The 14,978-nt window shown below is 52.2% G+C and carries 12 protein-coding genes; 8 read left to right on the plus strand and 4 right to left on the minus strand.

The annotated features are described in order from the left end of the window. Nucleotides 1–166: 166 nt before the first annotated feature. A complete protein-coding gene (locus ACN28Q_RS00120; protein ID WP_095844474.1) occupies nucleotides 167–718 on the minus strand; it encodes an NAD(P)H nitroreductase in 552 nt (183 codons plus the stop codon). Nucleotides 719–880: 162 nt separating this feature from the next. Between ACN28Q_RS00120 and sppA the strand changes: the two genes are divergently transcribed. The 3 genes from sppA to pncA all read left to right on the plus strand — a co-directional run bounded on the left by sppA (nucleotide 881) and on the right by pncA (nucleotide 4,605). Beyond that, nucleotides 881–2,734 carry a signal peptide peptidase SppA gene (gene sppA, locus ACN28Q_RS00125; RefSeq protein WP_095844475.1) on the plus strand — a complete coding sequence of 618 codons (1,854 nt, stop codon included), beginning with the start codon at nucleotides 881–883 and terminating at the stop codon, nucleotides 2,732–2,734. A 201-nt stretch (nucleotides 2,735–2,935) separates the two neighbouring features. Next, nucleotides 2,936–3,952, plus strand: coding sequence for an asparaginase (gene ansA, locus ACN28Q_RS00130; RefSeq protein ID WP_095844476.1), 1,017 nt, complete (start codon nucleotides 2,936–2,938; stop codon nucleotides 3,950–3,952). Nucleotides 3,953–3,972: 20 nt separating this feature from the next. Next, complete coding sequence (pncA, locus tag ACN28Q_RS00135; RefSeq protein ID WP_095844477.1) at nucleotides 3,973–4,605, plus strand: bifunctional nicotinamidase/pyrazinamidase; 633 nt, start codon at nucleotides 3,973–3,975, stop codon at nucleotides 4,603–4,605. 64 nt (nucleotides 4,606–4,669) lie between these two features. Here the strand turns inward: pncA and ACN28Q_RS00140 are convergent, their stop codons facing one another. Continuing rightward, the gene (locus tag ACN28Q_RS00140) at nucleotides 4,670–4,942 is read right to left on the minus strand and encodes a YeaC family protein (RefSeq protein WP_095844478.1); all 273 of its coding nucleotides are present in this window, start codon (nucleotides 4,940–4,942) and stop codon (nucleotides 4,670–4,672) included. A 62-nt stretch (nucleotides 4,943–5,004) separates the two neighbouring features. After that, nucleotides 5,005–5,418, minus strand: coding sequence for a peptide-methionine (R)-S-oxide reductase MsrB (gene msrB / locus ACN28Q_RS00145; RefSeq protein ID WP_095844479.1), 414 nt, complete (start codon nucleotides 5,416–5,418; stop codon nucleotides 5,005–5,007). Nucleotides 5,419–5,765: 347 nt separating this feature from the next. On the opposite strand from msrB, the gene gapA reads away from it, so the two are divergent. Both gapA and ACN28Q_RS00155 read left to right on the plus strand, forming a co-directional pair. Next, complete coding sequence (gene gapA / locus ACN28Q_RS00150; protein ID WP_095844481.1) at nucleotides 5,766–6,761, plus strand: glyceraldehyde-3-phosphate dehydrogenase; 996 nt, start codon at nucleotides 5,766–5,768, stop codon at nucleotides 6,759–6,761. Between the two features lie 85 nt (nucleotides 6,762–6,846). After that, nucleotides 6,847–7,722 carry a D-hexose-6-phosphate mutarotase gene (locus ACN28Q_RS00155; protein WP_095844482.1) on the plus strand — a complete coding sequence of 292 codons (876 nt, stop codon included), beginning with the start codon at nucleotides 6,847–6,849 and terminating at the stop codon, nucleotides 7,720–7,722. Between the two features lie 194 nt (nucleotides 7,723–7,916). Here the strand turns inward: ACN28Q_RS00155 and ACN28Q_RS00160 are convergent, their stop codons facing one another. After that, nucleotides 7,917–8,681 carry a MipA/OmpV family protein gene (locus tag ACN28Q_RS00160; protein ID WP_095844483.1) on the minus strand — a complete coding sequence of 255 codons (765 nt, stop codon included), beginning with the start codon at nucleotides 8,679–8,681 and terminating at the stop codon, nucleotides 7,917–7,919. A gap of 434 nt (nucleotides 8,682–9,115) precedes the next feature. Between ACN28Q_RS00160 and yeaG the strand changes: the two genes are divergently transcribed. The 3 genes from yeaG to ACN28Q_RS00175 all read left to right on the plus strand — a co-directional run bounded on the left by yeaG (nucleotide 9,116) and on the right by ACN28Q_RS00175 (nucleotide 14,874). Next, entirely contained in the window at nucleotides 9,116–11,050 is a 1,935-nt protein-coding gene (gene yeaG, locus ACN28Q_RS00165) for a protein kinase YeaG (protein WP_095844484.1), read from the plus strand. A 66-nt stretch (nucleotides 11,051–11,116) separates the two neighbouring features. Continuing rightward, nucleotides 11,117–12,385: a YeaH/YhbH family protein gene (locus ACN28Q_RS00170; protein WP_095844485.1), complete on the plus strand. Its 1,269-nt coding sequence runs from the start codon at nucleotides 11,117–11,119 to the stop codon at nucleotides 12,383–12,385. A 389-nt stretch (nucleotides 12,386–12,774) separates the two neighbouring features. Continuing rightward, the gene (locus ACN28Q_RS00175; protein WP_095844486.1) at nucleotides 12,775–14,874 is read left to right on the plus strand and encodes a tail fiber/spike domain-containing protein; all 2,100 of its coding nucleotides are present in this window, start codon (nucleotides 12,775–12,777) and stop codon (nucleotides 14,872–14,874) included. Nucleotides 14,875–14,978 lie beyond the last annotated feature (104 nt).

A 14,978-nucleotide genomic window follows, 5' to 3' on the forward strand; every position in this document is an offset into this window, starting at 1 on the left:
TTGCCCCGGCGGTTCGCCAACCGGTGGAATACGGGCAGAATATCACAGGGTAACGCGCGCTGGCGGGATGGATGCACGCAGGCCGTCAATAACTGAACGGCCTGCGCAAAAACAATGCACATTTGCACGGTGCGGGGTATTTTACCGTGCGCCTGCGCAGTCGCTATCAGAAATAACTGACAAACGGCGTGCTGTCCGGCGCGACAACTTTTGCCTCCATTTTCAACTGCGGCGTGCCCAGATAGAGAAAACCGACGATCTCATCCTGTTCACGGCAGCCAAAGGCTTCACGCACCAGCGCATGCTCCGTCCAGGCACCGGTGCGCCAGATACCATTGAACCCTTGCGCCAACGCCGCCATCTGCATCGCCTGAACGGCGCAACCGGCGGAAACGACCTGCTCCCAATACGGCACCTTATGGCTTTCGGTACAATGAGCAATAACGGTGATAATCAGCGGTGCGCGAAACGGCGCCTGTTTCGCCTTTTCTTGCGCCGCTTGGTCCAGGTTATCCTGCTTTGCAGCAGTTTGTAACAATTGGCTGAACCGCGCCAGACCGGCATCTTCAATCATAACAAAACGCCACGGCCGCAGCGCACCGTGATCCGGCGCGCGCAGCCCAGCGTTGATGATATTCTGGCGTACTTCGCCGCTGGGCGCAGGCGCAGTAAGGCGTGAGGCCGAGCGGCGGTTCAGTAACAGATCCAGCGCATCCATCGTAAACTCCTGATAATCACTTTGATTTGGCACACGTTAGCATAGCTAAACGGCGAGTTACAGCCTGGCCCGGCACCGCGATGCAATCCATGATTTAAAGCTGACATTTGCTCAACCGCTCATTAGGATAGCGGGACAACCTCAACTTACGTTGGAGAACTCATGCGCACATTGTGGCGAATTTTGGCCAATATTTTCAGGTGGACATGGCGTCTGCTGAACTTTATTAGGGAGCTGGTGCTCAATCTGTTTTTAGTTTTGTTGATCCTGGTCGGGGTCGGCATCTATCTTGCTTTCCAAAGTGGCCCGCCGGTTACCCCCACGCGCGGCGCCCTGCTGGTCAATCTGAGCGGCGTAGTGGTTGATGAGCCAACGGTAAATAATAAAGTGCGCCAATGGGGCCGCGAATTGCTAGGGGCCTCCAGCAACCGGCTGCAGGAGAACTCGCTGTTTGACGTCGTCAATGCCATCCGCGCGGCCAAGGATGATAAGAACATTACCGGGATGGTGCTGCAGTTGAACGATTTTGTCGGCACCGATCAGCCTTCGCTGCAGTATATCGGCAAAGCGCTACGCGAATTCCGCGATAGCGGCAAACCGATTTACGCCATCGGCGATAGCTACAACCAAACCCAATACTATCTGGCCAGCTACGCCAACAAAGTTTATCTGTCGCCACAGGGTGCGGTCGATCTGCACGGTTTTGCCAGCAACAATCTGTATTACAAGTCGCTGCTGGACAAGCTGAAGGTCACCACCAACATCTTCCGCGTCGGCACCTACAAATCCGCCGTTGAACCGCTGATTCGTGATGATATGTCCCCTGCCGCGCGTGACGCCGACAGCCGCTGGGTTGGCGGGCTGTGGCAGAACTACCTGAACACGGTGTCGGCCAATCGCCAGATAACCCCGGAACAGCTATTCCCTGGCGCAAGCGGCATTTTGAGCGGCATGCAGGCTACCGGTGGTGATACGGCGAAATACGCGCTGGACAACAAACTGGTGGACGAATTGGCGACGCGTACGGTGATTGAAGATCACCTGATCAAAGCCTTTGGCTGGGACAAACAGGCCAACGACTTCAATGCCGTCAGCATTTATGACTACCAGCCGAAGCCAACGCCGGACCAGGGCGGCCAGATTGCCGTGATCTTCGCCAATGGCGCCATCATGGATGGTGAGCAGGCACCAGGCCAGGTGGGCGGCGATACCACCGCGGCGGAACTGCGCCAGGCACGCTTGGATCCAGCCATCAAGGCGGTGGTGTTCCGTGTTAACAGCCCAGGCGGCAGCGTTAGCGCCTCTGAGGTGATCCGTGCTGAACTGGCCGCAGTGCGCGCGGCAGGCAAGCCAGTGGTGGTTTCCATGGGCGGTATGGCGGCCTCTGGCGGTTACTGGATTTCCACACCGGCAGACTACATCGTTGCCAGCCCCAGCACACTCACCGGTTCAATCGGTATTTTCGGGGTGATCAACACCTATGAGAACACGCTTGGTAGCGTTGGCGTGCATACCGATGGCGTGGCGACCTCGCCGCTGGCCGATCTGGCCGTGACCAAAGCGTTACCGCCTGAATTCTCACAAATGATGCAGATGAATATTGAAAGCGGTTACCGTCACTTCCTGGAATTGGTTGCCAACTCGCGCAAAATGACGCCGGAACAGGTAGATAAAATCGCACAGGGCCACGTCTGGATCGGCAGCGATGCCAAATCCAACGGCCTGGTGGATCAATTAGGTGATTTTGATGATGCCGTGAGCAAAGCCGCACAGTTGGCAAAACTGCCGCAATGGCAGCTCAACTGGTTTGTTGATACGCCAAGCCTGACCGATATGGTGCTGGGCCAGTTTGGCGCGTCAATCCATGCGATGCTGCCAACGGCGTTGCAAGCGCTGTTGCCTGCACCATTGGCCTCTGTGGCCATGAGTGTGAACGAACAGGCGGGCTTGTTCAATAATCTGAACGATCCGCAAAACCGCTATGCCATCTGCCTGACGTGCGGTGATATCCGGTAAGCCATAAACCGGATGTCCTTCGTTTGATGCAACCCCCGCATGAAAATGCGGGGGTTTTTCTTGCAACGTTAGTAGCCGAGGCAATGACCATTCCCGCGCTGCGGCTATATAAGATAATGGCTTGCTGGCCGACGATTCGCTTTTTTTCTGCCGTTATCCCCCTATAATTCACCGCATCTTATGTTTATCAGAATTCCAGCTATGCAAAAAAAATCCATTTACGTTGCGTACACCGGCGGCACCATCGGCATGCAGCGCTCCGAGCAGGGTTATATCCCGGTTTCTGGCCACCTGCAGCGCCAGCTGGCGCTGATGCCCGAGTTCCATCGCCCGGAAATGCCGGACTTTACCATCCACGAATACGCACCGCTGATTGATTCTTCCGATATGACGCCGGAAGACTGGCAGCACATCGCCGACGACATCAAACAGAACTACGACAGCTACGACGGCTTCGTTATTTTGCACGGCACCGATACCATGGCGTTCACCGCTTCGGCCCTCTCATTCATGTTGGAGAACCTGGATAAGCCGGTGATAGTGACAGGGTCACAAATACCGCTGGCGGAACTGCGCTCCGATGGGCAAACCAACCTGCTCAACGCGCTATATCTGGCAGCTAACCACCCGGTGAATGAAGTCAGCCTGTTTTTCAACAACAAGCTGTTCCGCGGCAACCGCACCACCAAGGCCCATGCGGATGGCTTCGACGCCTTTGCTTCGCCCAACCTGCCGCCGCTGCTAGAGGCCGGCATCCATATCCGCCGTCATAACGGCATCAGCGCGCCCGCCTGCCACGGCGCGCTCAAGGTGCATGCCATTACGCCGCAGCCCATCGGCGTGGTCACCATTTATCCGGGGATTTCCGGTGCGGTAGTGCGTAACTTCTTGCTGCAACCGGTCAAGGCGTTAATCCTGCGCTCTTATGGCGTCGGCAATGCCCCGCAAAAACCCGAACTGCTTGATGAATTGCGTGCGGCCGCCGAGCGTGGCATCGTGGTGGTAAACCTCACCCAGTGCATCTCCGGCAGAGTTAACATGGGCGGCTACGCCACCGGTAACGCACTCGCCCATGCCGGCGTGGTGAGTGGTTTTGATATGACGGTTGAAGCGGCGCTCACCAAACTGCATTACCTGTTAAGCCAGCCGCTTTCGCCTGAAGAGATCCGCGCTCAGATGCAAATGGATCTGCGCGGGGAAATGAGCATTGCCGGCTAAACCGGCCGAGGACGGTAACGATGAATACAGCGCTGTTGCTGATTGACCTGCAAAATGACTTTTGCCACGGTGGTGCGCTGGCGGTAAAGGATGGCGACGCCACGATTGCCGTGGCGAATCAGGCGATGGCCGCCAGCGCGGCGCGCGGGGAGCCGGTTGTCGCTAGCCAGGATTGGCACCCTGCCGACCACCGCAGCTTTGCCGTCAATTCGCATAGCGAAGTAGGTACCCTGGGCGAACTGGAAGGGTTGCCGCAGATCTGGTGGCCGGTGCATTGCGTGCAGGGCAGTCACGGCGCGGCTTTTCACCCGCAGCTACATCAGCAGGCCATAACGCAGGTGGTTAAAAAGGGATTGGATCCGGCCATCGACAGTTACAGCGCCTTCTTTGACAATGGCCACCGGGCGGCCACAGCGCTTGACGGCTGGCTAAAGGCAAATAACATCCGCCAGTTGGCGGTGATGGGGCTGGCGACCGACTACTGCGTGAAATTCACCGTGCTCGACGCACTGCTGTTGGGCTATTCCGTCAAGGTGATCGTTGACGGCTGCCGCGGCGTCAATCTGCAACCCGATGACAGTGAACTGGCCTTACAGACGATGCACCAGGCCGGGGCCGAGTTGATTACCCTGGCCGCCTTTGTGCAGCAGTGAGCAATACAGGGTGCGGCCGGCGCCCTGCTCTGCAGTCTACCAACGCAAGCCCGAACAGCAGGGCTCACTGTGGTTTTAGCTTGGCCAGCGGCTGTTCAGCAAACTGCAGCTTCAATTCCTGCTTGCTCTTCATAACGATTTGGCCGTCGGTGCCAATGCTCATGTGCTGCGGCTCGACGTTGTTCAACGCCTGCCACAGCATCACAGCCTGCAGGCTGTTTTCCTTTTGCTCCGGCGTCAAAGCAACGCCATCCGGCCATTTGCCCAATTCAACAGCACGCGCAAGCCGCTGATAAACTTCCGGCGTCATCGCCGCGATCAGATCTTTCACATCCATCAATACTGTCTCGCTTCCAGATGAATAATTTGCTGAATCGATTTTGTTTGTAGGGTTACTGCTTAACCGGCGATCTTTTCGCCGCTCTCGCCGTCGGTAAAGCGTAACGACGCCGAATTCACACAATAACGTTCCCCTGTCGGCTGCGGGCCATCGGGGAAAACATGCCCCAAATGCGCGTCGCACTGGCCGCAGCGAATCTCAACCCGGTGCATATTGTGTGAATAATCATCAATATAGCGAATGGCGTTATCAGCAACTGGCTGATAAAAGCTGGGCCAACCACAGCCGGAATCATACTTGCTGTCGGAATAGAACAGTGGCGCATTGCAACACAGGCAGTGGTAGATGCCAGAGCGGCTGTTATGCAGCAACTTGCCGCTGTACGGCGCTTCCGTACCGCGATCTTGGGTCACATAACGCTGAATTTCATTCAGTTCCGTAACGCTTTGATGTTTTGGGGTCTCTTTAGCCATCGGTGGTTTTCTCGACAAATAGATTATCTCAACGAAAACAATGAGTAATAATAACAAAAAATTAACAACATTGCAGACGATTTTGGCCTAAACTGTAGGGCATAAAGGTTACGCAGGCATTATATGTGACCTGGATCACATATAATGCCATGTTGTTCTTTAAACTTAGCGGCTTGACCTCGTGGAAAAATGAGGCCGTGCATAAATGGAATGTGCAATAAGCGTGCAAATAGGGCTTCCAGCTTTGATTTGCCGCAATTATTGACACGATTCCGCTTGACGCTTGGTGAGGTTTTTGTAATTTTACAACCAACCTTTTATTCACTAACAAATAGCTGGTGGAATATATGACTATCAAAGTAGGTATCAACGGTTTTGGCCGTATCGGTCGCATTGTTTTCCGTGCTGCTCAGGAACGTTCTGACATCGAGATCGTAGCAATCAACGATCTGTTGGACGCTGACTACATGGCATACATGCTGAAGTATGACTCTACTCACGGCCGTTTTAAAGGCACTGTAGAAGTTAAAGACGGCCACCTGGTTGTTAACGGCAAAACCATCCGTGTTACCTCAGAACGTGATCCGGCAAACCTGAAGTGGAACGAAGTTGGCGTTGACGTTGTTGCTGAAGCTACCGGTCTGTTCCTGACTGACGAAACTGCACGCAAACACATCACTGCTGGCGCCAAGAAAGTGGTTATGACTGGCCCATCCAAAGATGCTACCCCGATGTTCGTTCGCGGTGCAAACTTCGAAAAATACGCTGGCCAGGACATCGTTTCCAACGCTTCCTGCACCACCAACTGCCTGGCGCCACTGGCAAAAGTTATCAACGACAACTTCGGTATCATCGAAGCGCTGATGACCACTGTTCACGCAACTACCGCTACTCAGAAAACCGTTGATGGCCCGTCTCACAAAGACTGGCGTGGTGGTCGTGGCGCTAGCCAGAACATCATCCCTTCATCTACCGGTGCTGCTAAAGCAGTAGGTAAAGTTCTGCCAGAACTGAACGGTAAACTGACCGGTATGGCGTTCCGCGTTCCTACTCCAAACGTATCTGTAGTTGACCTGACCGTACGTCTGGAAAAAGCAGCGACTTACGAACAGATCAAAGCTGCGGTTAAAGCTGCATCCGAAGGCCCAATGAAAGGCGTTCTGGGCTACACTGACGAAGATCTGGTTTCTACCGACTTCAACGGTGAAGTTTGCACTTCCGTGTTTGACGCTAAAGCAGGTATCGCGCTGAGCGACAACTTCGTGAAACTGGTTTCTTGGTACGATAACGAAACCGGCTACTCTCACAAAGTTCTGGACCTGATCGCTCACATCTCCAAATAATGGAATGATGTGCTGTTGATGACGAGGGCGACATTTATGTCGCCCTTTTTATTGTTTGCAGTTGCGAATAAATAAGGGCATCACGATGAACGAAAAAATCTTTACCCTACCCGTTACTGAACAAATCTCTCCGTACATCAGCCAGCGTCAGTTGGACGAGCTTCCTCTGATTGTTATCTCTCACCCTAAAGTCCGTGCAGCGGTTGCATTACAAGGTGCGCACCTGCTGGCCTGGCAGCCGAGCGGTGACGCGCCAGTGATCTGGCTAAGCAAAAATACCCCGTTCAAACAGGGCAATGCGATCCGTGGCGGTGTGCCGATTTGCTGGCCGTGGTTTGGCCCGGCGGGGAAACCCTCGCATGGTTTTGCCCGCAACCAACCGTGGAACCTGACGGCGCATGATGAAAACGATGACGGCGTTATCCTGACCTTCACGCTGAAAGACAACGAACAAACCCGCAAGCTGTGGCCACATGCCTTCACCCTACTCGCCCGCTTCAAGCTGGGGGAAGAATGTGAAATTGAGCTCGAAGCTCATGGCGATTTCCAAACCACGGCGGCGCTGCACAGCTATTTCCAGATTGGGGATATTGATACGGTCACCGTTGCCGGCTTGGGTGAACACTACATTGATAAAGTACTTAACGGCGCCGAAGCGCAACACGCTGGGGAGTTGGCCTTCAGCGGCCAGACCGATCGTATTTACACCCAGCCGGCATCTTACAGCCTGATCAAAGATCCCACTTTACAACGCACTCTGGAAGTTCATCACCACCACATGAGTGATGTGATAGCCTGGAACCCAGGCGTGGAACTTTCCTGCAGCATGGCCGATATGGCGAACGACGGTTACAAAACCATGGTATGCGTAGAAACCGGGCGCATCAGCAAGCCAATGATAGCCACTGCGGCACAGCCTGCACGCCTGGCCGTGACGCTGCGTAGCCGCAAACGGGCGTAATTCACACCTAATCGCCAACGGTGAAACACTCGCCGTTAAAACAGGGGGCCTGGCAAAGCAGCCCCCCTGTTGATGGCGTCGGCAAAGAACACTGCAATTGTACCTACCCACCGGGGGTAGCGCCATATTGGTGCAAAAACCCGCTTACGCACCAAAATAATTCAAGTAGCGCACAATATTAGCGCAATGCCCCTTTAGAAGGTGTAGCGGATGCCGGTCCAAAGCAGCCCGGTGTACGATTTATCTACCATCGGGCTATCTTTCACTTCATCAGACAACTGGATATAACGGCCCATAAAGAAAGCATTCCAGTCCTTATTGATCTGATAGTTGGCAACCAGCTCAACATAGGGTGCCCAGCTATCGCCCGGTTTATACTGCTCCAACCCGCTGCGCGCGGATTCCGCGCCGCTGACGCCATAATAATACTGGTTTTGCTTTTTACTGTTCCAGCCCACGCCCACGGCCGGCGATAGGCTCCAGGCCCCCAACTTAACCGGGTAAATATACGCCAAATCCCCAACCAGGCCATTGCTGTTATCCAGCGTATCGCCGGCAAACGCAGTGCGCAGCGTGCCCCATTGCGCCTGATGCGAATATAAAACGCCGGCCATCAGCGTACCGCGGCGTGCATCCAGGCGCTTCATCTGGGCATCATCGGTATCGCGGGTACGGAAACTCAACGGGGAGTAATAGGCGGTCAGGCTAAGCTGATTTTGCGGATCTTTCCACAGGTAGTAGCCGGCGCTGAGCGTGCGAAAGAAAAAGTCGTCGCCTTCATAATTGATGATAGGAACAGGATAAACGCGCTCCTGATAGCCACGATACGGATTCGGACTGACCAACGCGGAAGCGCCGATTGACCAGGTACCCGCCTGTGCGCCTTGCGCGCCAAGCAGTGCGGAAGCGATAACCGCCAACGTATTTAACCGAGATATCTTCACAAATTTGTCGTCCATTTCATTAATGACAGGGTTAATAGCCCCGCTATTCTATGTGAACACCCGGTTAATGATTCAATCTTTACATTAAAAAACAAATAAAAACGGATAAATTAATTTTGCAATGTGTCCAACTCATGTCATGAATGTGAAATTTTGCTACCCAGCCCGCGCCGGCCAGGGCCGTTAGCACCCTTAAAATAACTGAGTCATTGATATGTCTTAAAAAAAGCTTTTTAGCCGGCAGGAAAAATTTTGCTATGCCAACTACGCTTAAATAAGGAGGAGCATTTATCCTGAGCCCAGTGGCAAAACAGCGCGACTCGCGATAATAAGACGCACAAGTTGGCATACGGGTTGCTGTACTCAGGTATAACCTCTTCTTTCGGGGGCAAGAACACGATCACACGCTCCCTTTAACCTGTGCTAATAACGAAAGGACGGGCATCGCCATGAACATATTTGACCACTACCGCCAGCGCTACGAAGCTGCCAAGGACGAAGAGTTCACACTGCAGGAGTTTCTTGCCATCTGCCGGCAAGATCGCAGTGCATATGCCAATGCGGCGGAACGCCTGCTCATGGCTATCGGTGAACCAGTCATGGTAGACACCGCACTTGACTCGCGCATGTCGCGCTTGTTCTCCAACCGCGTGATTGCACGCTATCCGGCATTTGAAGAATTCTACGGCATGGAAGAGGCCATCGAACAGATTGTCTCCTACCTGAAACATGCCGCTCAAGGGCTGGAAGAGAAGAAACAAATCCTTTACCTGCTGGGCCCGGTGGGCGGCGGTAAATCATCCCTGGCGGAACGCCTGAAGGCGCTAATGCAGCGCGTTCCCATCTATACCCTGAGCGCCAACGGTGAGCGCAGCCCGGTCAACGATCACCCGCTGTGCCTATTCAACCCACAGGAAGATGCCAATATTCTGGAAAAAGAATACAACATCCCCAAACGCTATCTCGGCACGATCATGTCCCCTTGGGCAGCCAAACGCCTGCATGAGTTTGGCGGCGATATCACCAAGTTCAAGGTGGTGAAGGTGCGCCCTTCCATCCTGGAACAAATTGCCATCGCCAAGACCGAGCCGGGCGACGAAAACAACCAGGATATCTCTGCGTTGGTGGGTAAAGTGGATATCCGCAAGCTGGAAAACCACGCCCAGAACGATCCGGATGCCTATGGCTACTCCGGCGCCCTGTGCCGCGCCAACCAGGGGATCATGGAATTCGTGGAAATGTTCAAAGCCCCGATCAAAGTGCTGCACCCCCTGCTGACCGCTACGCAGGAAGGCAACTACAACGGGACTGAAGGCATCTCTGCCCTGCCGTTCAACGGTATTATCCTGGCGCACTCCAATGAATCGGAGTGGGTAACCTTCCGTAACAACAAAAACAACGAGGCGTTCCTTGACCGCGTTTACATCGTCAAGGTGCCTTACTGCCTGCGGGTGTCGGAAGAAATCAAAATCTACGACAAGTTGCTGGATCACAGTGAGCTGGCTCATGCTCCTTGCGCCCCTGGCACGTTGGAAACGCTGGCGCGCTTTACCACGCTTTCACGGCTGAAAGAGCCGGAAAATTCGAGCATCTACTCGAAGATGCGCGTCTATGACGGCGAAAGCCTGAAAGACACCGATCCCAAAGCCAAGTCCTACCAGGAATACCGCGACTACGCCGGGGTTGATGAGGGGATGAACGGCCTTTCCACCCGTTTTGCCTTCAAAATCCTTTCCCGGGTGTTTAACTTCGATCACACCGAAGTAGCGGCCAACCCGGTGCACCTGTTCTACGTACTGGAACAGCAGATCGAACGAGAACAGTTCCCACAGGATGTGGCGGAAAAATACCTGGAATTTCTGAAAGGCTATCTGATCCCGAAATACGCCGAGTTTATCGGCAAAGAGATCCAGACCGCCTACCTGGAATCCTACTCCGAGTATGGCCAGAACATATTTGATCGCTATGTGACTTACGCTGACTTCTGGATCCAGGATCAGGAGTACCGTGATCCGGATACCGGGCAACTGTTCGATCGTGAATCCCTCAACGCTGAATTGGAGAAAATTGAGAAGCCGGCGGGGATCAGTAATCCAAAAGATTTCCGCAACGAAATCGTCAACTTTGTGCTGCGCGCTCGCGCGAATAACAATGGCCGCAACCCGAACTGGACCAGCTACGAGAAGCTGCGCACGGTCATCGAGAAGAAAATGTTCTCGAACACCGAGGAGTTGCTGCCGGTCATTTCCTTTAATGCTAAGACCTCAACGGATGAGCAGAAGAAACACGACGATTTCGTCGATCGTATGATGGAAAAAGGCTATACCCGCAAACAGGTCCGCTTGCTGTGCGAATGGTACCTGCGGGTGAGAAAATCTTCATAATGCCGGCTACGCAGCGGCGGAATGAAGTGGCCTGGGAGGAAGTTGGCAACGTTGTTTGGGGGAAGTATGGCGTATTTTATTGATCGTCGGCTTAACGGTAAAAATAAGAGCATGGTGAACCGCCAGCGCTTCTTACGCCGCTACAAGTCGCAAATCAAACAGTCGATTGCCGAAGCCATCAACAAGCGTTCGGTCACCGACGTAGACAGTGGGGAGTCCGTCTCGATCCCTACTGGCGATATCAACGAACCGATGTTCCATCAGGGCCGCGGTGGCACACGCCACCGCGTTCATCCCGGCAACGATCACTTCGTGCAAAACGATCGCGTGGAGCGCCCGCAAGGGGGTGCGGGCGGCGGCAGTGGCCAGGGCAACGCGGGGCAAGACGGCGAAGGCCAGGACGAGTTCGTGTTCCAAATCTCCAAGGACGAGTATCTTGATCTGCTGTTCGAAGATCTGGCGCTGCCTAACCTGAAAAAGAACCAGTACAAGCAGTTGACGGAGTTTAAAACCCACCGTGCCGGCTACACCGCCAACGGCGTGCCGGCCAATATCAGCGTGGTGCGTTCGCTACAGAACTCTCTGGCGCGGCGCACAGCCATGACTGCCGGCAAACGGCGCGCACTGCATGAGCTTGAAGATAGCCTTGCGCAGTTGGAAAGCACCGAACCGGTGCAACTGTTGGAGGAGGAACGCCTGCGCAAGGAAATTGCCGAACTGCGCAAGAAGATCGAAAGAGTGCCGTTTATCGATACCTTCGATTTGCGCTACAAAAACTTCGAGCGGCGCCCGGAGCCTTCCAGCCAGGCGGTCATGTTTTGCCTGATGGACGTTTCAGGTTCGATGGATCAGGCCACCAAGGATATGGCCAAACGTTTTTATATCCTGCTCTATTTGTTCCTGAGCCGGACCTACAAGAACGTTGACGTAGTGTATATCCGCCACCATACCCAGGCAAAAGAGGTTGATGAACAAGAGTTTTTCTACTCGCAGGAAACCGGCGGCACGATCGTCTCCAGCGCGCTGAAGCTCATGAACGAGGTGGTTGAAGAGCGTTACGATCCTGCCCAATGGAACATTTATGCGGCACAGGCCTCGGATGGCGATAACTGGGCCGATGACTCACCGCTGTGTCACGAACTGCTGGCGAAGAAAATCCTGCCAATGGTGCGCTACTACAGCTATATAGAAATTACCCGCCGGGCACATCAAACCCTGTGGCGGGAGTATGAAGATCTGCAAAGCAAGTTTGAAAACTTCGCCATGCAGCATATTCGCGAGCCTGACGATATTTACCCGGTCTTCCGCGAGCTTTTTCGCAAGCAGACTGTGTGAAGTTTATATTTGACCAATAAAAACAGTCAGTTAACCTCGGTTTTCTGGCTGTTTTTTTATGTTTTTGAGTGATATTGAAGATCCTTATTGATCAATAAGTTGCGTTGAGTTTTGGGGAACAAATCCGCCCTTCATTTTTGTATCAGCCACCACACAACAAATGATGAAAATTGTCATTTGCCTTTTGTTCCTGCCACGCCGAAGATACTGGTTATGCATACAGCATCACTGTGTGCTTCTACCGGTTTTTGTCTTAAAACACCGTAATGGGAGAGGCAGTTGTAAGTGTTTAGATCCTTACAACTAAACTTTATGTGGGCATTTTGCTCAAGGTGAAGTGCCGTTCAATTCGACATCGATCTTCTGTAATGCTAACGACGAGGTAATGTATGGCCACGACGGATTCACAACAGGCGACGCAAACATCAACAGCATCTGAGGGAAGTATAACGGGTAATGACACCTTCTCCGCAGGCGCAACCCTGACGTCACAACTGAACTTCATTTCTGACGGTATGAACTTTTACTACTGGACTGGAGCCTTTGATAAAGTAGTCCCCGCAGGTTCCACGCCAGATGACACAGGAGGGGTTGGAGACGGAGCCTGGAAGCTTGCGGGTGATGCTGCAATTCGTACAGACCTCGGTTCAAGCGAAGGTCAATTACTGATCGGGGCACCGGCAAATATTGAGGCTTTGAGGGAGATTTTAACGATTGGTACTGGTCGCATTACTACCAGAGGGGCATTGTCAGCTGGAGATGGTGGTAGCGGTACATGGATATTCGAAAGTTCTGATTTATCCATGGAAATATCCTCATATCCAAGACTTTTTATTGCGCCGGTTTACGCCCCCACAGGGGCCTCGGGGGCATGGCGCCTTGATATTTCTGATTTAACACGACCGTCAGAACCTGCGGACACGACTGATGCTAATGCAATGACAGCATATTATCTTCAGATGGGTCAATATAACGCTGTGGTTTTCACTAGGCAGGCGGCGGAGGCAGCTGCATTTAATAAAGAAGTTCTTGACCAGATTGTTTTATGGGCAAACAGTCAGTATCTGATATATCTCCCACCACTTCCTATTTATATTACATACCTTCGTTATGATGGTATCGTTCCAAAATTTAAAGGCAGTTTCGGAACGAATAGAAATAATGGAACTATGTTTCTTACCACGGATGCTTTAAGCACTGAACCTGTGATTAAAGTGACATCATCGACTGACTCAGAACAAAGCAGGCTCAACGGTTTATTCATGGAGGATATATTCACCGCCTCAATGGATTTCTTTTCTGTTCCGAACTATGACACATTTACAGATAACCGTTCATCGCGAACTTGCTATGATTTTAATTTTTCAGGGGGGCAAATCCATCTTGACAGGCTTTATGCAGGTGGATTTTTACGCGGGATGATAAACAACGAGCTGTGGGATGGTTATATTGGCGAGGTACGATTAATGTACTGCTCTGACCCAAGTGGAACGGCCCCAGCGGCATTTATTGGAACTAAAAATGCTGACAACACAAACAACTTGCAGATTGACCATTTGCATATTGAGTTTTCGCCGTACAGTCTGGAAACAGGATTTTGCGAACATGTCACATTTAATGTTGTGAAGTGTGAAAGCTGGAGGAAGCTCGATGCAACAAACTACGTTGTAAAAATTCAAGCTGAAGCCACAAAAGTCAAAATCAACTCACTCCATGTTACGACACAGAACTCAACCAAAACGCATGCAATTTTTGACGCTGGTCAGTTCACGGAGATAGATACACTCTGGTGTACCGGTGGCCAGAGCGCAGATTATCCCTATGCGGGTATCCATTGGTACTACGGTGTGTCAGCCAACAACAACTCCAAGAAGGTCATTAAAAATGCTCACATGAACCGGATGTATGCCGCCGATGGAACAGACCCATCTGACTATTCTGTTATCCTGGCGAACTACCAGCGATTTGACGGCACACTTCGACTGTCAGACACCTATGAAACATTATTGGGTACAATCACCAACGTAAACACCGGATTAATTGCTGTTGGAACGCAGTGTATAGTTTCTGATGTGCATTTGATTGTTGGTTCAGGCTATAAGTCTGCCGGGCCTGTATTCTATTTTAAAGGTGACGGATCTGATATAAAGAACGTTACAATGACTGCAGGCAACGTAATATATCGACTGGCCGGAGGGGTGAGATTTAATAACCGTATAGGAACATTTGGCTCGCAGTTCCAAAGCACAAGCAGTGGGACTATTTATGCCTATGGGAAACGCGTTGTATTTCTTTCGACAGCCACTGCGGTTTCTCAAATTTACGGTATGGTTGGCGATGAAACCATTATTATATCTAATGCCACTGGCAGCACACTGGTATATGACTCCAGTAAAATTGTAACCACAAGCGGCTCGACGGTCACAATGACAAGAGGTTTACCATACAAATTTATTATGACAGCAAACGGCACTGCCGTTCAAATGTAATAGGTTAATATGTCATTCACCATTATACAAATTATCTTGTAACCTATTATTTATTGGTCATTTTGATGGTGTAGCTATTTTGATATGTGTGCATTTAGGTATAC

The organism is Gibbsiella quercinecans (assembly GCF_002291425.1).
Taxonomy (GTDB): Bacteria; Pseudomonadota; Gammaproteobacteria; order Enterobacterales; family Enterobacteriaceae; genus Gibbsiella; species Gibbsiella quercinecans.